This is a genomic window from Alistipes megaguti, from assembly GCF_944320325.1.
Taxonomy (GTDB): Bacteria; Bacteroidota; Bacteroidia; order Bacteroidales; family Rikenellaceae; genus Alistipes; species Alistipes megaguti.
In genome coordinates, this window is record NZ_CALUHA010000018.1 from 37459 (window position 1) to 55905 (window position 18447).

The 18447-nt window shown below is 61.5% G+C and carries 14 protein-coding genes and 1 pseudogene; 7 read left to right on the forward strand and 8 right to left on the reverse strand.

Features of this window, described 5'->3' with window-relative positions; genetic code table 11:
- Positions 1 to 224 precede the first annotated feature (224 nt).
- The 5 genes and pseudogenes from PUQ42_RS06325 to trmB form a co-directional block, all read left to right on the forward strand.
- Positions 225 to 887: pseudogene (locus PUQ42_RS06325) on the forward strand (efflux RND transporter permease subunit); the annotation flags it as partial.
- A 66-nt stretch (positions 888 to 953) separates the two neighbouring features.
- Entirely contained in the window at positions 954 to 2315 is a 1362-nt protein-coding gene (locus tag PUQ42_RS06330) for an MATE family efflux transporter (protein WP_122120401.1), read from the forward strand.
- Between the two features lie 48 nt (positions 2316 to 2363).
- Complete coding sequence (locus tag PUQ42_RS06335) at positions 2364 to 3992, forward strand: regulatory iron-sulfur-containing complex subunit RicT (protein WP_122120400.1); 1629 nt, start codon at positions 2364 to 2366, stop codon at positions 3990 to 3992.
- Between the two features lie 66 nt (positions 3993 to 4058).
- Positions 4059 to 4478 (forward strand): hypothetical protein, encoded by a 420-nt coding sequence (locus tag PUQ42_RS06340; RefSeq protein WP_273372050.1) that lies wholly within the window; start codon positions 4059 to 4061, stop codon positions 4476 to 4478.
- Between the two features lie 119 nt (positions 4479 to 4597).
- The gene (trmB, locus tag PUQ42_RS06345; protein ID WP_273372052.1) at positions 4598 to 5350 is read left to right on the forward strand and encodes a tRNA (guanosine(46)-N7)-methyltransferase TrmB; all 753 of its coding nucleotides are present in this window, start codon (positions 4598 to 4600) and stop codon (positions 5348 to 5350) included.
- Between the two features lie 45 nt (positions 5351 to 5395).
- On the opposite strand, the gene PUQ42_RS06350 is transcribed toward trmB, so the two are convergent.
- On the reverse strand, positions 5396 to 6490 hold the full coding sequence (locus PUQ42_RS06350; RefSeq protein ID WP_087404837.1) for an alkaline phosphatase: 1095 nt from the start codon (positions 6488 to 6490) through the stop codon (positions 5396 to 5398).
- An 83-nt stretch (positions 6491 to 6573) separates the two neighbouring features.
- Here PUQ42_RS06350 and ung point away from each other — a divergent pair, with 83 nt between their 5' ends.
- The gene (gene ung / locus PUQ42_RS06355; RefSeq protein ID WP_087404838.1) at positions 6574 to 7236 is read left to right on the forward strand and encodes a uracil-DNA glycosylase; all 663 of its coding nucleotides are present in this window, start codon (positions 6574 to 6576) and stop codon (positions 7234 to 7236) included.
- A 330-nt stretch (positions 7237 to 7566) separates the two neighbouring features.
- Here the strand turns inward: ung and PUQ42_RS06360 are convergent, their stop codons facing one another.
- From PUQ42_RS06360 to PUQ42_RS06390, 7 genes are all read right to left on the reverse strand, one after another.
- On the reverse strand, positions 7567 to 8427 hold the full coding sequence (locus tag PUQ42_RS06360; protein WP_087310933.1) for a sigma-70 family RNA polymerase sigma factor: 861 nt from the start codon (positions 8425 to 8427) through the stop codon (positions 7567 to 7569).
- Positions 8428 to 8494: 67 nt separating this feature from the next.
- Entirely contained in the window at positions 8495 to 9967 is a 1473-nt protein-coding gene (locus PUQ42_RS06365) for a trypsin-like peptidase domain-containing protein (protein ID WP_273372054.1), read from the reverse strand.
- Between the two features lie 171 nt (positions 9968 to 10138).
- Positions 10139 to 11443 (reverse strand): methionine adenosyltransferase, encoded by a 1305-nt coding sequence (metK, locus tag PUQ42_RS06370; protein WP_087310931.1) that lies wholly within the window; start codon positions 11441 to 11443, stop codon positions 10139 to 10141.
- Positions 11444 to 11874: 431 nt separating this feature from the next.
- Positions 11875 to 13908: a transketolase family protein gene (locus PUQ42_RS06375; protein ID WP_273372058.1), complete on the reverse strand. Its 2034-nt coding sequence runs from the start codon at positions 13906 to 13908 to the stop codon at positions 11875 to 11877.
- Between the two features lie 50 nt (positions 13909 to 13958).
- On the reverse strand, positions 13959 to 15248 hold the full coding sequence (gene clpX, locus PUQ42_RS06380) for an ATP-dependent Clp protease ATP-binding subunit ClpX (RefSeq protein WP_087404842.1): 1290 nt from the start codon (positions 15246 to 15248) through the stop codon (positions 13959 to 13961).
- Positions 15249 to 15253: 5 nt separating this feature from the next.
- Positions 15254 to 15922: an ATP-dependent Clp endopeptidase proteolytic subunit ClpP gene (gene clpP / locus PUQ42_RS06385; protein WP_087310928.1), complete on the reverse strand. Its 669-nt coding sequence runs from the start codon at positions 15920 to 15922 to the stop codon at positions 15254 to 15256.
- A 378-nt stretch (positions 15923 to 16300) separates the two neighbouring features.
- Complete coding sequence (locus PUQ42_RS06390) at positions 16301 to 17626, reverse strand: trigger factor (RefSeq protein ID WP_087404843.1); 1326 nt, start codon at positions 17624 to 17626, stop codon at positions 16301 to 16303.
- A gap of 162 nt (positions 17627 to 17788) precedes the next feature.
- On the opposite strand from PUQ42_RS06390, the gene PUQ42_RS06395 reads away from it, so the two are divergent.
- Positions 17789 to 18447: glutaminyl-peptide cyclotransferase (locus tag PUQ42_RS06395; RefSeq protein ID WP_273372064.1), on the forward strand; the 659-nt coding region annotated here is incomplete at its 3' end.

Genomic DNA, 18447 nt, shown 5'->3' on the forward strand with positions numbered 1-18447 from the left:
GTCCGCCCTGCGTTTGTCCGCACCCACCGCGGGGATCACTGCCCCAGCCTCCGGAACAGCTCGCCGGCAAACTGCTGTCCGACGGGTAGCGACACACCGCCGCGAAGCGTCACCCCGCAGGGGATGCTCACCTTGTTGTACTCCTGCTTGACGACCAGCGTCGCCGTGACGGGGGTCCGCCGCGCCTCGACACGGCGGAAAGCCCGCTCGACGGCCGTCTCGAAGCGCTCGTAGGCACGTTCGCCTTTCTCTACGCCGCGGGCTTCAGTCTGAACATGCTGACGCTCTTCGCCCTGGTACTGGTCATCGGTACGGTGGTCGACAACGCCATCGTGGTCGTCGAGGCCGTGCAGGCCAAGTTCGACGAAGGGTACCGTTCGGCCTACCGCGCCACGCTCGACGCCATGGACGGCATCACCTCGGCCCTCGTCACCACGACGTTCATCTTCATGGCCGTCTTCATCCCCGTAAGCTTCATCGGAGGCACGACCGGCACGTTCTACACCCAGTTTGGATTGACGATGGCCGCCGCAACCCTCCCGACGGGTTACGGCTTCGAATTCGGCGGCATGTTGCGCGAGGAGTCCTCGACGGGTAACACCACCACGCGGGTCTTCGTCATCTGCGTCGTGTTCATCTACCTGATTCTCTGCGCGCTGTATGAAAGCCTCTTCGTGCCGCCGGCCGTCATCCTCTCCGTACCGTTCGGACTGGCCGGCAGCTTCCTCTTCGCACGCATGTTCGGACTCGAAAACAACATCTACTTCCAGACGGGTCTGATCATGCTGATCGGCCTGCTGGCCAAGACGGCCATCCTGCTGACCGAATACGCCTCGGACCGCCGCCGCGACGAAGAGCCCGAAACAACGGAAGCCCCGGCCAAATAGCCGGGCGGTCCAGCGCACTTTTCGGAAAGATTTTTGTACCTTTGCCGTTCCGAAACGATCCGCATGTTGTACCGTTTTTCAACCTACAAGGAACAATACCGACAGAATCTGCGTCTGGCCCTGCCCGTGGTGCTGACCCAACTGGGACAGATTTTCACGCAGTTCACCGACAATCTGATGGTCGGCCGCTACGGCGGCAACGACCCCCTGCCGCTGGCTGCCGTCTCGTTCGGCGGCTCGGTCTTCTTCATCCTCTTCATCGCCTCGATCGGCATCGCCATGGGCATGACCCCGCTCGTGGGCGAACGCTACGTACAGGGCGACCGCATCCACTCGGCCCGCCTGCTGCAGAACGGAATCCTCTTCTACGGCCTGCTCGGGGTGGCGATGTCCGCCATCCAGTATGCCGCCATCCCGCTGCTCTACCACATGCGCCAGCCGGCCGACGTGGTCGACATGGCCATCCCCTACTACAAGATGCTCGTCTGGAGCATGCCGCCGGTGATGCTCTTCTTCGCCTTCAAGCAGTTCCTCGAAGGGGTCGGGAACACCCGCGCCGAGATGTACGCCACGATCGTCGCCAACGTGGCCAACATCGGTTTCAACTGGATATTCATCTACGGCCACTGGGGATTCCCCGAGATGGGGGCCGAAGGGGCCGGACTGGGGACCCTGCTGGCCCGCGTGATCGGCATGGCGATCATGATCGGATACTTCTGCGCCCGGAGCCGCTACCGGCAGTATTTCGGGTGGTTCTCGTGGCGGGGCTTCTCGCTGCGGCGCATCGGCGAACTCTTCCGCATGGGCGGCCCGATCTCGCTGCAGATGTTCCTCGAATCATCGGCCTTCGTCGGCACGGGCATCATGATGGGCTGGTTCGACAAGCAGACCCTCAGCGCCAACCAGATCACCATGACCATCGGCAACTGCGCCTTCATGATCGTCATGTCGATCGGCGCCGCCACCACGATCCGCGTCTCCCACTGCTACGGCGCCCGCAACTTCGGCGAACTCTCGCTGGCCGCCCGGGCCTCGTATCACCTCGTGCTGGCCTGGAACGCCCTGGCCGCCGTGCTCTTCATCTCGCTGCGGCATGTCATCCCGACGCTCTTCACCTCGAATCCCGAGGTCATCGCCATCACCTCCCAACTGCTCGTGCTGGCGGCGCTGTACCAGCTCTCGGACGGTCTGCAGAATGTCTCGGTGGGCATTCTGCGCGGTATCCAGGACGTGCGCATCATCATGCCCATCGCCTTCGTGTCGTACTGGCTGCTCAACCTCCCGGTGGGCTATCTGCTGGGATTCACCCTCGGAATGGGGCCCTCGGGACTCTTCCTGGGCTTCTCGTTCGGGCTCTCGGCGGCCGCCCTGCTGATGATCCTGCGCATCCGCCACAGCGTGCGGCGACTCCGAACGGCAAAAGTTTAGACGGCGGATTCATTTTTTTTTCGTATCTTTACGCAAATTATACCCGAAATGGAGATCGAAAAACCACATGATACCGGCGCCTTCAAACCCGAAGTGGGTCGCGGATGCGCCTTCTGCAACTGCGGCGCCGAACCCGAAGTCCGGCTTTGCGACGGTTGCTTCAAACTGCACGAGACCCCCTGGCTCGACGAATATCCCGTTAATGAACCGACCGATATCGTCGAGGTGCGATTCAAGAACACCCGGCGGTCGTTCTATCAGAATGTCAACCACCTGGACCTCAAGCGCGGCGATATCGTCGCCGTCGAGGCCTCGCCCGGCCACGACATCGGAATCGTCTCGCTGACGGGCGACCTGGTGGCCCGGCAGATGCGACGCATCGGCTTCAACCCCTACAACGGCGAGTACAAGAAGATCTACCGCAAGGCCAAACCCTACGACATCGAACGCTGGCAGGAGGCCATCGCCCTCGAACACGAAACGATGATCGCCTCGCGTCAGATCGCCGCCGACATGGGGCTGAACATGAAGATCGGCGACGTCGAGTACCAGGGCGACAAGATCAAGGCCATCTTCTACTACATCGCCGACGAGCGGGTCGACTTCCGCGAACTGATCAAGGTCTTCGCCGAGCGATTCCACATCCGCATCGAGATGAAGCAGATCGGCGCCCGTCAGGAGGCCGGCCGCATCGGCGGTCTGGGAGCCTGCGGCCGTGAGTTGTGCTGCGCGTCGTGGATGTCAACCTTCTCGAGCGTGACGACCGGTGCGGCCCGCGTGCAGGACATCTCGCTCAATCCGCAGAAGCTGGCCGGGCAGTGCTCGAAGCTCAAGTGCTGCATGATGTACGAATACGACGCCTACGTCGATGCGCGGAAGGAGTTCCCGCGGCTGCGCGAACCGCTCCAGACCGAAGAGGGCGAATGGTTCCTCGTCAAGAGCGACGTGCTGGCCGGAACGATGACCTTCTCCTCGTCGAAGGAGACGATGTCGAACCTCACGACGCTGCCCGTTTCGCGCGTGAAGGAGATTCTGGCGCTGAACCGGCAGGGCAAGAAGGCCGAACGGCTGCAGCATGCCGACGATATCCGCCCGACCGAGGAGGAGCCGACCTACCGTTCGGAGGAGGACAGCATCACGCGTTTCGACCAGGCCAAACGCCGCAAGCGCGGAGGCAAAAACAAGAACCGCAACAATCCGAACGGTCAGAACGCCGGAGAGAACACCCCGAACGGCCAGAAGGAGCAGGAGACCAATCCGGCAAACGGAGCCGCCTCCGCGAATGACGGCCATTCGGCACCGCGGTCCGAGAACGGCCGCCGCAACAATCGCGGCAACCGGGGCAATCGGGAAAATCGCGGCAACCGACAGGAGAACCAGGGAGGTCCGGGAAACCGGGGAGACCACCAAGATAACCGAGAGAGTCAGGATAACCGGGAGCCGCGTGAGAACGGCGCACGGCCGGCCAACGGAGGAGACGCCGCCAACGCCAACGCCAACAACAACGGCAACCGCGAAGGACGCCGTGAAGGGGGACGCAACCATCGCCGCAACCATCGCCGGGGCGGCCAGAACGGCCAGAATGGCGGCAACGGCGGCAACAACGGCAACGGCGAAGCCAACGGCAGCAAGACCAATGGCGGAGGTACGGCCCCGGTCAACAGTTCCAACGAATAGAGAAAAACACCCGGCAGCTGCCGGGACGGGAGAAAGTTGAACGGACGATTGCAACAGATTACGGCGATGCTGACACTCGGGCTCCTGCTGGCGGGAGCCACAGGTTGCTCGTCACCCTGTCAGACGGCAGCCGCGGATGTCTCGCCGCGGCGCTGGGAGGCTTCGGCCGAAATCCGGCTGGAAAATGTCGATACGGTGATGCTGCGCAATGCGGCGCTCTTTCTGCGCTGCAACGACCGCTTCACGGAGGATACCCTCACGGTGCGCATCGCTGCGCTCTCGCCCGATTCGCTCCGCTTCGAGGAGCCCTTTCTGCTGGCTCTCACCCGTACGAACGGACCCGCAGCCCTGATGCGCGAATACCTCGTCCCCTACCGTCACCGGATCCGGCTCGGACGTACGGGCGAGTATCGCTTCCGCATCACGCCGATCCGTCCCGTCCGCGGGGTGGAGGCCATCGGGATTCAGCTCTCGGAGAGTCGCTGACCCGGTCCGAAGAGGGGGGGGGCCGATGGGGCCCAACAGGCTGACCGGAAGCCTTGCGTCCCCCAAAAACCAGAAACACCAAGACCCCAGGAAAACCATTCACACGATCAGCAACACACATGGGAAAAGACAAACTCCGTCGCTTCAGCGAGAACCTCACCTTTGCCTGCTTCGTACAACCCGAATTCGAAGAGGTCTTCCGCCACGACCACCCGCTGAAGGGGCATTGGAACCGCGATTTCTTCCACAACGACCACCCGATTGTCCTCGAACTCGGGTGCGGAAAGGGTGAATATACCGTCGCGCTGGCCGAACGCGCCCCCGCACGCAACTACATCGGCATCGACATCAAGGGGGCCCGCATGTGGCGCGGGGCGAAGACCGCCACCGAGCGCGGCATGTCCAACGTCGGATTCCTCCGCACGCGGATCGAATTCATCAACGGACTCTTCGCCGAAAACGAGGTCTCCGAACTCTGGATCACCTTCCCCGATCCGCAGCTCAAGACGCGCCGCGCCAAGAAACGCCTCACCTCGCCGCTCTTTCTGGAGTATTACGCCCGGATGCTGCGTCCCGACGGTGCCATCAACCTCAAGACCGACTCGCAACACCTCTACGCCTATACGAACGAAGTGATCCGGCGCTTCGGCCTTCCGTGCGAAGTCTCCGAGCCGGACATCTACGGTTCGGGATATGCCGACGAGGTGCTCTCGGTGAAGACCGCCTACGAGGAGCGTTTCCTCGGTATGGGGCTGCCGATCACCTACACGCGATTCCGCCTCGACGGACGCCGCGACTTCCCCTGGTTCGACTGGGAGGAGGACGAAAAACTCGAAAAGGATGCCGAAGAGGCCCGAAAGGCCGGACGTTGAGTCCGGCCCTTTTTCAATCCCGACAGAAGGTCCCTCCGGCCCCGGCTACTGCAGGCCGAGCAGCTCCATGATCCGCCGCGAGAGTTCGGTGTTGTCCATCACGCCGTGAATACGGTCGGCCCCCGTGCCGTAGAGATAGACGGGCACCATCGTGGCCGAATGGTTGCGCGTCGAGAGGTGGTAGTCGATCCCGCTGTCGGCCCGGGTGAAGTCCGCCTCGAGGGCCGGAATCGAAAGACCCCCCGTCTCGTGATCGGCCGTCACGACGACCAATACGCCCGGCACGCGGTCGGCATAGGCCATCGCCTCGGCCACCGCCCGGTCGAAATCACGCATCTCGGCCTGCATCCACGCAATATCACCGGCATGCCCGGCCAGGTCGATCTGCGAGCCCTCGACCATCAGCAGAAAACCCGTTCCGCGCCGTGCCGCCTCGCGATCGAGCAGTTCGAGGGCCTTGCGCGTCGCCCGGGGCAGGAAATCACCGCGCCCAAGGGCCGGAGCCAGGTGCTCGTCGGCCGCCACGCACAAGAGGCGGCCCTGCGTCACGGTATCGGCTTCCGCGAGCGAACCGGCGACAAAATACCCGCGCCGGCGAAGGGCGTCCAGACCGCTGCCGCCCTCGGGACACTCCTCCGCAAGCCACTTGCGGCCGCCCCCGAACAGCACGTCGACGCCACTCGCCAACAGATCACGGGTAATGGATCGGGTATCGTTGCGATCCGGCACATGGGCATAGAAGGCCGCCGGAGTCGCGTGTTGCAGATAGCAGGTCACGGCAATGCCCGTGGGCATCCCTGCCTCGCGGGCCCGGGTCATCATCGACCGCAGGGGATGACCCTGCAGATCGACACCCAACATGCCGTTGCCGGTCTTCGAGGCCGACGAGAGGGCTGTGGCGGCCGCCGCCGAATCGGTCACCCGGCTGTTGGCCGAACGGGTGCGGATCAGTGCCACCCCCTGCGCCCGATCGAACGACGTCAGCGTATCGCCCTGTTCCAGCTGCAGCATCGAGACCTGAGCCAGCCCCATGCCGTCGCCGATCATCAGAATCAGACTGCGCACCTCACCAGGTTCCGAGCCCCGGACCGTCGTCATCGCGACGAGCATCGCGAAAAGAATCCATCCCCTCATTTTCATCCTTCATGCTTGAATTCGGAGCGAAGATAAGCCCTTTTCGCGAACTTTTTACTACCTTTACACGAGTTTAACCACCTTGTAACATGGATGTAAAGATTGCCCCGGACTGGAAAGAACTCCTCGCTCCGGAGTTCGAAAAGCCCTACTTCGCCCAACTCACCGACTTCGTGCGTCAGGAATACGCCACGCACCGCATCTTCCCGCGGGGCAGCAACATCTTCCGCGCCTTCGACAAATGCCCGTTCGAGCGACTGAAGGTCGTCATCATCGGCCAGGACCCCTATCACGGCCCGGGACAGGCCAACGGGCTCTGCTTCTCGGTCTCGGACGGCATTCCCTTTCCGCCCTCGCTGCAGAACATCTTCAAGGAGGTCTCCGACGACACCGGACGTCCGATCCCCGCAAGCGGCAATCTCGACCGCTGGGCCGAACAGGGCGTCCTGCTGCTGAACTCCGTACTGACGGTCCGGGCCCACGAAGCCGCCTCGCACGCCGGACGCGGCTGGGAGACCTTCACCGACGCCGTCGTGCGGGCCATCGCCGAGCGCAAACAGGGGATCGTCTACATGCTCTGGGGCAGCTACGCCCAGCGCAAGGGGGCCATTGCCGACCCCTCGCGCAACCTCATTCTGAAGGCGCCGCATCCTTCGCCGCTCTCGGTCTACCGGGGATTCTTCGGCTGCCACCACTTCTCGCAGGCCAACAACTACCTCCGCAGCCAGGGCAAGGAGCCCATAGACTGGTAGGCGCCACAAACACGCCGCCCCGTGCTCCGGCCCTGCAAGGTTATCCGGAGATGGGGGAGGGCGAAGCAAGGGGGGGGGCACCCCGGAACACCGCCGCTCCGAAGCATCACCGACCCCAGAGTACTGCCGATACCCTCCGGAACACCGCCGTTCCCCGGAGCAACACCGGCCCGACACATAACGACACAAAAAAACCGGAGGTTTTATAGCCTCCGGTTTTTCATGTTTTCTGTTTCCGGTTCTCAAGGCACCGACCCATTCAGTCCTGCGCCCGCTCCGGCTTGGTTCACTGGTCCGGTTCCAGCCCCTCCTCGGCCCTCTCCGGCCCCTCTATCCCAGATAGGATTTCAGCAGCTTCGAGCGCGACGAGTGACGCAGACGGCGAATCGCCTTCTCCTTGATCTGACGCACACGCTCACGCGTCAGGTCGAACTTCTCGCCGATCTCCTCGAGGGTCATCTCCGAGCAGCCGATGCCGAAGAAGTACTTGATGATATCGCGTTCGCGTTCGGTCAGGGTTTCGAGCGCCCGCTCGACCTCGGTCGACAGCGACTCGTTGATCAGTCCGCGGTCGGCGTTGGGCGAATCGGGATTGACCAGCACGTCGAGCAGCGAGTTGTCCTCGCCGTCGGCAAACGGTGCATCCACCGAGACGTGGCGTCCGGCCACCCGCAGCGTATCGGTCACCTTCTCCTTCGGGAGTTCGAGCTCCGTGGCCAGCTCCTCGGGCGACGGCGTACGCTCGTGCTCCTGTTCGAAGCGGGCGAAGGCCTTGTTGATCTTGTTGAGCGAGCCGACCTGGTTCAGCGGCAGACGCACGATACGCGACTGCTCGGCCAAAGCCTGGAGAATCGACTGACGAATCCACCACACCGCATAGGAGATGAACTTGAAGCCACGGGTTTCATCGAACTTCTCGGCGGCCTTGATCAGACCGAGGTTACCCTCGTTGATCAGGTCCGGAAGGCTCAGACCCTGGTTCTGGTATTGTTTGGCGACCGAGACCACGAAGCGAAGATTCGCCTTGGTCAGTTTTTCGAGGGCCTCCTGATCGCCTTTCTTGATTCGTTGGGCGAGTTCCACCTCCTCTTCCACCGTGATGAGCTCCTCCTTGCCGATCTCCTGGAGATATTTGTCCAGCGAGGCGCTCTCGCGGTTGGTGATGGACTTTGTAATCTTGAGTTGACGCATATCTTTATCCTAACTTCCTAAAATGTTTCCGTTCCATTCGACACGAAACCCGCCTCCGAATCGCCGGCTACTCGACCAGCATGTAGCTTGCCGAACGGCCGTTGGGATAGATACCGTCGATCGAACGGATCTTGTCGGTCATGCGCTGCATGTCGCTCAGCGAATAGACCGGCTGATCGTTGATGTGGGTAATCACGAATCCCTGCTTGACGCGGGCGCGGGCCAGAATTCCGTTCGCCTTGATCCCGACGACCTGTACACCGCCCCGAATATCGAGTTCGCGGCACAGTTTCGTCCCGGCATCGGCGAACTTTCCGCCGAGGGCCTCGACCACGTCGACGTCCTCTTTGGTCATCAATTCCGTTTTACCAGCCTTATTACGTAAAGTGACCACAAATTGTTTCACCTTGCCGTCCCTTTTTACCGATAATTTGACCGTATCGTTGGGTCGGCGTTTGGCGATCTGCTCCTGGAGCGTCGAGGGCTCGGTGATCTTCACCCCGTCGATATCGAGAATGATGTCGCCCTTGCGGATGCCGGCCTCCGAGGCCGAACCGCCCTCCGAGACACTGGCCACATAGGCGCCGCCAAGCTCCTTGATGTCCAGATCCTTGCCTTCCGAGTCGAGGAAGTCCTGATCCACCATGCGGAACTGAATGCCCAGCATGGCGCGCTGTACGACGCCGTACTCCTTCAGGTCGACGACCACCTTGCGGACGATCGACTCCGGAATGGCGAACGAATAACCCACGTAGCTGCCCGTCTGCGACTTGATCAGCGTATTGATGCCGACCAGTTCACCGTGCGTGTTGACCAGCGCACCGCCCGAGTTGCCGGGGTTGACCGCCGCGTCGGTCTGGATGAACGACTCGATGCGGAAATCGTTGGGGATGGCCCCCAGCTGACGCGCCTTGGCGCTCACGATACCGGCCGTGATGGTCGACTGCAGGTCGAACGGCGAACCGATGGCCAGCACCCACTCGCCCAGACGCAGCGCATCGGACGACCCGAAAGGCAGCGTCGGCAGATCCTTGGCCTCGATCTTCACCAGCGCCAGGTCCGTGGCCGAATCCGTACCGATGAGCTTGCCGTCGAACATGCGGCCGTCGTTGAGTTTCACGCGGAGTTTCGTGGCACCGTCGACAACGTGGTTGTTCGTCACGATATAGCCGTCCTCCGAGATGATGACGCCCGAACCGCCGGCCCGCTGTTCGCGGTACTGCGGACGGCCGTCGCCGTAATCCTGCGGGATGCCGAAGAACTCCAGGAAGGGGTCATACCCCCGGCGCGGCATCTCCACCTGCTGGATGGCCTCGATGTTTACGACCGCCTTGACCGCATTCTCGGCGGCATAGGTCAGGTCGGGATATTGTTCATTCTGGTAAGAGGTAAAGTGGTTGCCCAGCGCCGGCGTACGCTCGACCTGGTGCTCGACGTATGCCACCGAACCGTTCTGCTTTCCGCTCACGGCCCAGGCTGTCAGACCGCCGGCTGCGGCCGACACGGCAACAAGTCCCAAAATCAAAAATGCCTTTTTCATAGTTGTTCAAGAGTTTAGTGTCTAACTTTCGGAGGCAATTTTTACTGCATAGGCTTTGTTCTGAATTTCTTTTGTGGGATAAACGGTCGGAATTGTCGGGTTAGTATGCCATTTCACACAAAAAAATCGGGCATTCCCGCGGAATGTCCCGATTGTCGCAAATTTCGTGCATTAGAGCCCGAACTCCTTGCGGATGGCCTCCACGGCGTCGAGCTTCTCCCAGCCGAAGAACTCGATTTCGCGCTCCACTTCGCGGCCCTTCTCCCAGACTTTCACCACCTTCTTGTAGGGGCGGTTGCCGAAGTGTCCGTACGAAGCCGTCGCCTCGAAGATCGGGTTCTTCAGACCGAAACGCTTCACGATGGCAGCCGGACGCAGATCGAAGAGGCGGCCGATGCGACGAGCAATCTCGCCGTCGGTCATCCCCTCGAGGGCCTTCGGGCGCGGCGAGTGGCAGGTGTCGACGTAGATCGACAGCGGCTCGGCGATGCCAATGGCGTAGCTCAGCTCGACGAGCACCTCATCGGCCACACCTGCCGCCACGAGATTCTTGGCGATGTGGCGGGCGGCATAGGCGGCCGAACGGTCGACCTTCGAGGAGTCCTTGCCCGAGAAGGCGCCTCCGCCGTGGGCACCGCGGCCTCCGTAGGTATCGACGATGATCTTGCGGCCCGTCAGACCCGTATCCCCGTGAGGGCCGCCGATGACGAACTTGCCCGTCGGGTTGACGTGCAGGATATAGTCGTCGCCGATCAGGTCGGCCAGTTTGTCTTCGGCCCGCTCCAGACGCGCCTTCACACGCGGAATGAGGATCGTGCGCACATCCTCGCGGATGCGCTCCTGCATCTGCCGCTCGGCCTCCTTCTCGCTCAGGCCGTTGCCCGGGCGGATGAATTCGTCGTGCTGCGTCGAGACCACGATCGTGTGGACGCGCAGCGGCTTGTTCGTCCGCTCGTCGTACTCGATCGTCACCTGCGACTTCGAATCGGGGCGCAGATAGGTCATCACCTTGCCTTCGCGGCGGATAACGGCCAGCTCCTTCAGGATGACGTGCGAAAGGATCAGCGTCGCCGGCATCATCTCGCGCGTCTCGTTGCAGGCGTAGCCGAACATGATGCCCTGATCGCCGGCCCCCTGCTCGTACTCCTCGTCGCGCTCGACACCCTGGTTGATGTCGGACGACTGTTCGTGGATGGCCGACAGCACGCCGCACGAGTTGCAGTCGAACTGATATTCGCTCTTCGTATAGCCGATGCGTTCGATCACGCGCCGGGCCACGCCCTGCACGTCGACATAGGCCTCCGAGCGCACTTCACCCGCAACGACCACAAGGCCCGTGGTGCAGAGCGTTTCGCAGGCGACCTTCGAATTGGGATCGTGACGAAGAAATTCGTCGAGAATGGCGTCGGAAATCTGATCCGAGACCTTATCGGGGTGTCCTTCCGAAACGGACTCCGATGTAAACAAAAAACCCATTTTGAACCGTTTTTTTAAGGTTAAACGTCTAAAATGGGAAAAATTGGCTGTTGGAAAATAAAAAACGTGCTGTTTTAGCGATTTTTTATTGTGGTTTGCAATCAGTCAAATCTTTCCACATTCCCCGCTTGACAGACGGGATCGCAAAGATAAGGGCTTTTCGTGGATTGGCAATGGATTTTCGGGAATTTTTTTTCAAAAAACCGCAGAATCGGGCATCTCACCTATATATAAAGAGGAGCCATCTTCAGGATGGCTCCTCTCCTCTTGTGTATCTTGTTTCGGGTGGGGAGGGGTTGCTGCGGCCTTCCGGCTTCCGCACCCCGGCTGCGATTCTCCGGTTTCAGCACCCCTGGCTGTAGCTCCCAATTGCGGCGCTCCTCCAGCTGGCACCTTTTCTTTTCTTTTTTTTTCCCCCCCCCGGCCCCGGGCTAACGGCCCAGCATCTTCTTCACCTCGGCGGCTACGGTCTTGCCGTTGTAGCCGAACTTCTCGTCGAGCACCTTGTAGGGGGCCGAATATCCGAAGTGGTCCAGACCGTGGATCATGCCCTTCTCGCCGACGAGTCCCAGCAGGTTCACCGGCAGGCCCGAGGTCATGCCGTAGCGCGGCAGTCCGGCAGGCAGCACCGTCTCCTGGTACGACCGGGGCTGGTCGCGGAAGAGCCCCTCGCTCGGAGCGCTAACCACCCGAACGGCGATGCCCTCCTCAGCCAGCAGTTCGGCACCCTCGACCAGCGTCGAGACCTCCGAACCCGAGGCGATCAGCACGGCGGCCGGTTTGGCGGCATCCATCACCACGTAGGCACCCTTGGAGATCTGGGCGGCCTCTTCGCGGCGGCTGGCACCCAGCGTCGGCAGGTTCTTGATGTTCTGACGCGAGAGGACCAGCGCTACCGGGCGGTGCTCCTCGACGGCCAGTTTCCAGGCCATGACCGTCTCCTCGGCATCCGCCGGGCGCAACACGACCATCGAACGTTTCCCCTCGTGGTTCCGCAGATGTTCCATCAGACGGATCTGGGCCTCCTGCTCGACGGGCTGGTGGGTCGGACCGTCCTCACCCACACGGAACGAGTCGTGCGACCAGACGTAGATCACGTGCAGACGCATCAGCGCCGCCATGCGCACGGCCGGCTTCATATAGTCCGAGAAGACGAAGAAGGTGCCGCATACGGGAATCACGCCGCCGTGCAGCGCCATGCCGTTCATCACGCAGGCCATCGTCAGCTCCGAGACGCCCGCCTGGAAGAACTTGCCCGTGAAGTCGCCCTTCGTGAAGGCCTTGGTCTTCTTCAGATAGCCGTCCGTCTTGTCCGAGTTCGAGAGATCGGCCGACGAGACGATCATGTTGTCGATCTTCTCGGCATAGACGCCCAGCACCGACGACGAGGCGGCACGCGTCGCCACGTCGGGCTTCACCTCGATCAGCTTGTAGTCGATCTCGGGCAGACATCCCGAGAGAAATTCGTCGAGTTTGCGGGCCAGCTCCCGGTGTTCGCTGCGCCACGACTTCTCGACGGCGGCCTGCTCGGCAGCCCAGGCCCGCAGCGCCTCGCGACGCTCGGCGAAGACCTCGCGACTCTCCTCGAAGACGGCGAACGGGTTCTCCGGATCGCCTCCCAGATTCTTCACCGTGGCGGCGAAATCGGCTCCGGCCGCACTGAGCGGCTGGCCATGGGTCGAGACGCGGTTTTCGTAGCTCTCGCCCTCGGGACCCTTGGCACCTTTGCCCATCGTCGTATGGCCGATGATGAGCGTCGGACGTTCGGTCTCGCTCTGGGCTGCCACCAGCGCCTCACGGATCTGGTTGATGTTGTGGCCGTCGATCGAGAGAACGTTCCAGCCCCAGGCCTCGTACTTCATGGCCACATTCTCCGTGTCGACCTCGTCGACCTTCGTCGACAACTGGATGTTGTTCGCATCGTAGAACATCACCAGGTTCGAGAGCCCGAGGTGGCCGGCAATACGGCCGACGCCCTGCGAGATCTCCTCCTCGACGGCGCCGTCCGAGATATAGGCATAGGTCCGGTGGGCCATCCACTCGCCGAAGCGCGCCGCCAGGAAGCGTTCGGCAATGGCGGCTCCGAGGGCCATGGCATGACCCTGTCCGAGCGGACCCGACGTATTCTCCACTCCGCGCAGGACGTCGACCTCGGGGTGCCCCGGCGTCACGCTGCCCCACTGCCGAAGCGACTGCAGATCCTCGGTCGAGTAGTGGCCCGCCAGCGAAAGCGTCGCATACAGCATCGGCGACATGTGGCCCGGATCAAGGAAGAAACGGTCTCGGAACGGATAGGCCATGTTGTCGGGATCATAGCGCAGAAATTCGGCATAGAGCACCGTGATGAAGTCGGCACCGCCCATGGCTCCGCCCGGATGTCCCGATTTCGCCTTTTCCACCATCGCCGCCGACAGAATACGGACGTTGTCGGCTACGCGCGTCAGTTTTGAATTCGTTGTAGACATTGTTGTTGCAGTTATTTAAGCGTTGGTTGTCGTAGTTATCGCACGCAGGATCACCCCACCTGCTTCAGCACCGGGAGATTGGCCTTCTCGACCTTCTCGCGGGCGTAGTCGAGCGTCACGGTGAACTCCCTGGCGCCGGTCGACGGCAGTTCGAACATCGTGTCCATCATGACCGCCTCGCAGATCGACCGCAGACCGCGGGCTCCGAGCTTGAACTCCACGGCCTTGTCGACGATGTAGTCGAGCGCCTCGTCGGTGAAGGTCAGTTTCACGCCGTCCATCTCAAACAACCGCACGTACTGCTTGATGATGGCATTGCGCGGTTCGGTGAGGATCGAACGCAGGGCGTCGCGTCCCAGCGGCTGCATGTAGGTCAGCACCGGCAGACGCCCCACCAGTTCGGGGATCAGTCCGAACGACTTCAGATCCTGCGGCGTGATGTACTGCATGAGGTTCGAGCGGTCGATCGGGTCGGCATTGATGCGGCCGTAGCCCATTGCCCGCGTGTTGAGCCGCTGGGCGATCTTCTTCTCGATGCCGTCGAACGCACCGCCGCAGATGAAGAGGATGTTGCGCGTGTCGACCTGGATGAACTTCTGTTCGGGGTGCTTGCGCCCGCCCTGGGGCGGAACGTTGACCACCGTACCCTCGAGGATCTTCAGCAGAGCCTGCTGCACACCCTCGCCCGAGACGTCGCGCGTGATCGAGGGGTTGTCCCCCTTGCGGGCGATCTTGTCGATCTCGTCGATGAAGACGATGCCGCGCTGGGCCTGCTCGACGTCGTAGTCGGCCACCTGCAGCAGCCGCGAGAGGATGCTCTCGACATCCTCACCCACGTAACCGGCCTCGGTGAGCACCGTGGCGTCGACGATCGTGAAGGGGACCTTCAGCAGTTTGGCGATCGTGCGGGCCATCAGGGTCTTTCCCGTACCCGTCGGGCCCGCCAGCACGATGTTCGACTTGTCGAGTTCGACGTCGTTCTCCTTCGGGGCGTAGAGCAGCCGCTTGTAGTGGTTGTATACCGCCACCGAGAGGTAGCGCTTGGCGGCGTCCTGCCCGATGACGTACTGATCGAGGAACTCCTTGATCTGGGCGGGTTTGAGCAGCTCCTCCTTCTTCAGGGGAGCAGCCTTCGAACGACCCTTGCGCCCCTCTGCGGCGACCATGTCGTTGTCGAGCAGGATGCGGTAGCCGTTCTCGATGCACTTATTGCAGATGTTGGCGCCGTCCATGCCCTGGAACATGATCTCCACCTCGGAGCGTTTGGCGCCGCAGAACGAACAGCTGTCGCCGCCGTTCTTCGTATTGTCGGTTTTGTTGTTGTTGCGATTCTGTGCCATGGAGGTTACTTCTCACGTTTGGAGAGTACGGTATCGATCAGTCCGTACTCCTTGGCCTCGGGGGCCGAAAGCCAGTAGTCACGATCGGCGTCCTTCTCGATCTTGCGGATCGAGACGCCGGAATGGGCCGCGAGGATCTCGTAGAGCTCGCGTTTGGTCTTCATGATTTCGCGGGCCGTGATTTCGATGTCGGAGGCCTGGCCCTGAGCGCCTCCGAGGGGCTGGTGGATCATCACCCGGGCATGGGGCAGCGCGGCGCGCTTGCCGGCGGCACCGGCCGTCAGCAGCACGGCACCCATCGAGGCGGCCAGTCCCGTGCAGATGGTCCCCACGTCGCAGGACACGAGCTGCATCGTATCGTAGATACCCAGTCCGGCCGAGACCGAACCGCCGGGCGAATTGATGTAGATCTGGACATCCTTGTCGGGGTCGACCGACTCCAGGAACAGCAGCTGGGCCTGGATGATATTGGCGGCATCGTCGTAAATCGGTGCTCCGAGGAAGATAATGCGGTCCATCATCAGACGCGAAAAGACGTCCATGGTGGCGACATTCAACTGGCGTTCCTCGATGATCGTCGGCGAGACATAGGCCGCACTGACCGATTGGAAATCATGCAGTTTCAGCGAGCTGATCCCGCAATGCTTCCGGGCATATTTTTCAAATTCAGACATATTCTTCGATTCGTTATCCTTTCAACACTCATTTGCGGAGAGGGGGATCTGCCTACGGGACCCGCGTTTGGGCGGGCCCGCGTCCGGCGTCAATCACCGAATCCGGCAACCGACCGACCGCAGCGTTTCCCAGCGTTCCCGCCGCCGTTCACAGCACCCGGCAAGTTCCTTCACACCAACCGGCACTCACAACGTCCGGCCCTTTCCAGCACCCGGCTAGCTCCTTCACACCAACCGGCACTCACAACGTCCGGCCCTTTCCAGCACCCGGCCGCCGTTCACAACGCCCGGCCCGACTCTCTCGGCCCCCCCGCATAAAAAAGGACTTTGCAAACATCGCGCCTGCAAAGTCCAAAGATAATCAAAAATCCGCGAATCCTAAAGCTCCTTTGCCAATTTGGCGAAATCCTCTGCGGAAACGGCCTTTTCCGTCACCTTGATCTTCGACTTGATGTCGTCGACGACCTTCGTCTCGTAGAGCTTCTCGTAGATCTTCTGACCCTGATCCTTGTCGGCGAGGATCTTCTCGGCATATCCGGCCAGCATGTCATCCGGTGCCGACGGCATGCCGTACTGCGCGAACTGGGCGGCAGCCAGCGCCTTGGCCTCGGCCGTAGCCTCCTCCTTCGTCACGGTGAGGTTGTCGGCCTTGATGAAGTGCTTCTGCAGATAGTTCCAAGTGAACATCTTCAGGAATTGATCGAAGTCCTTCTCGATCTCCTCCATCGTGAACTTGCCCTCGTTGATCGTATAGAGCCAGCGCTTGAGGAACGGAACCGGCATCTTCAGATCGGCCTTCTTCAGGAGGTAGTCGCGCAGCTGCAACGTGAAGAGGTAGTCGCTCTCACGACGCAGTTCGCTCTCGATCTGAGCGTCGAGGTACTTGTCGAACTCGGCCTCCGAGGTGACGTTGCCCTGCGGGAAGGCCATCTTGAAGAACTCCTCGTTGAGTTCGGGCTCGGCGAAGCGGCGGATCTTGGTGATCTCCATCTCGAACTCGGGATTGATGCCGTCGAGCTCATGCTCCTTGACCTGCAGGCAAGCGGCACGCTGGGCCGGAGTCTTGTAGAGTTCGTTGATGTTGACCTTCATCTTGTCGCCGACCTTCTTGCCGAGGAAGGGTTTGCGCTCCTCGTCGGTCATCGAGATCAGACCCACGTAGGCATCGGCCACGTTCATGTCGCCGTTGTCGAGCGTCACGGTCAGGGCCTCGTCCGAGGTCACCTCGTCGGCGTCGACCAGACGGCCGTAGCGGCGCAGGTAGTTCGAACGGTAGTCGTCGTGCATCTTCTTGTCGATCTTGATCGAGTGGTAGGTCAGCTTGTCCTTGTCCGAGAGCTCGAGGTTGATGGCCGGAGCCTCACCGATCTCGAAGACGAACTCGAATTCGGTGTTGTTCTCGAAATCGAAGGCACCCTGCTCCTCGGCGGGGATGACGTCGCCCAGGTAGTCGATGCCCTCCTTCTGGAGGTACTCGAAGACGGAGTTCGAGGCCTTGCGGTAGGACTGCTCGGCCACGACACCCTTGCCGTACATCTTGCGGATGATGCCCATCGGGACCATGCCGGGACGGAATCCCGGAATATTGGCCTTGCGACGATACTCGCGCAGCGCCTTTTCGACCTCCTGGCCGTAATCGTCCTGACCGACGGTCACGCGGATCAGCGAGTTATTCTCGCCGTGTTGTTCTCTTACGATCTTCATAATGAGTTTGTTATATCTGATTTCTTGCGTTTTTCCACTCGGAATCGGGAGGCAAAGATACGAAATTATTCCGATCCGCCCAACAGATAGCTCCATATTATAGGTGAAATTATGATTTGTGGTTTGCTTTTCGTACCTTTGTAGGCTTTATCTCCGCGAACGATGAAACTTGTGACGACTCTTCTGCTGGCGAGCGCCCTGCTCACGGCCTGCGGGAACTCCCCGGCCAGGACACGCTCGACGGCCCGAAAACATACGACGGCCTCCGTGCCCGCCGAACCGAAACACTACACCTACCGCGTCAAGGCCTCCCACACTCACTCCACGAAGGCCTATACGCAGGGTCTGCTGTGGCACGACGGCGCGCTGTGGGAGGGGACGGGCCAGTACGGCGAATCGGTCGTGCAGACGCTCGATCCGGCCTCGGGCCGCAGCCGGGTGCTGGCCACGCTGCCGCGCTCGGAGTTCGGCGAGGGGATCGCCATCCTGGGCGACGAACTCTTCCAGCTCACCTGGCAGTCGAACACCGCCCACGTCTACCGCATCACCGAGGGCGGTCTCGAGAAGCTCCGCGACCACCGCTACGCCGGCGAGGGATGGGGAATCACCACCGACGGACGACAGCTCTACATGACCGACGGATCGGCCAACCTCTACACGGTGGACCCGGCGACGTTCCGCCGCAGCGGCCATGTGACCGTCACCCTGAAGGGCGAACCGGTCCCCTTCCTCAACGAACTGGAGTGGATCGACGGCCGCATCTGGGCCAACGTCTACACGACCGACCAGCTCGTCATCATCGACCCGGCGACGGGCCGCGT

Excerpts from the sequence above, each read along its gene's own strand:
- PUQ42_RS06390 (WP_087404843.1), bottom strand. The coding sequence starts at position 17,626 with ATGAAGATCGTAAGAGAACAACACGGCGAGAATAACTCGCTGATCCGC.
- metK (WP_087310931.1), bottom strand. The coding sequence starts at position 11,443 with ATGGGTTTTTTGTTTACATCGGAGTCCGTTTCGGAAGGACACCCCGAT.
- trmB (WP_273372052.1), top strand. The coding sequence starts at position 4,598 with ATGGGAAAAGACAAACTCCGTCGCTTCAGCGAGAACCTCACCTTTGCC.
- PUQ42_RS06335 (WP_122120400.1), top strand. The coding sequence starts at position 2,364 with ATGGAGATCGAAAAACCACATGATACCGGCGCCTTCAAACCCGAAGTG.
- clpX (WP_087404842.1), bottom strand. The coding sequence starts at position 15,248 with ATGGCACAGAATCGCAACAACAACAAAACCGACAATACGAAGAACGGC.
- PUQ42_RS06340 (WP_273372050.1), top strand. The coding sequence starts at position 4,059 with ATGCTGACACTCGGGCTCCTGCTGGCGGGAGCCACAGGTTGCTCGTCA.
- PUQ42_RS06365 (WP_273372054.1), bottom strand. The coding sequence starts at position 9,967 with ATGAAAAAGGCATTTTTGATTTTGGGACTTGTTGCCGTGTCGGCCGCA.
- PUQ42_RS06360 (WP_087310933.1), bottom strand. The coding sequence starts at position 8,427 with ATGCGTCAACTCAAGATTACAAAGTCCATCACCAACCGCGAGAGCGCC.
- ung (WP_087404838.1), top strand. The coding sequence starts at position 6,574 with ATGGATGTAAAGATTGCCCCGGACTGGAAAGAACTCCTCGCTCCGGAG.
- PUQ42_RS06350 (WP_087404837.1), bottom strand. The coding sequence starts at position 6,490 with ATGAAAATGAGGGGATGGATTCTTTTCGCGATGCTCGTCGCGATGACG.
- PUQ42_RS06375 (WP_273372058.1), bottom strand. The coding sequence starts at position 13,908 with ATGTCTACAACGAATTCAAAACTGACGCGCGTAGCCGACAACGTCCGT.
- clpP (WP_087310928.1), bottom strand. The coding sequence starts at position 15,922 with ATGTCTGAATTTGAAAAATATGCCCGGAAGCATTGCGGGATCAGCTCG.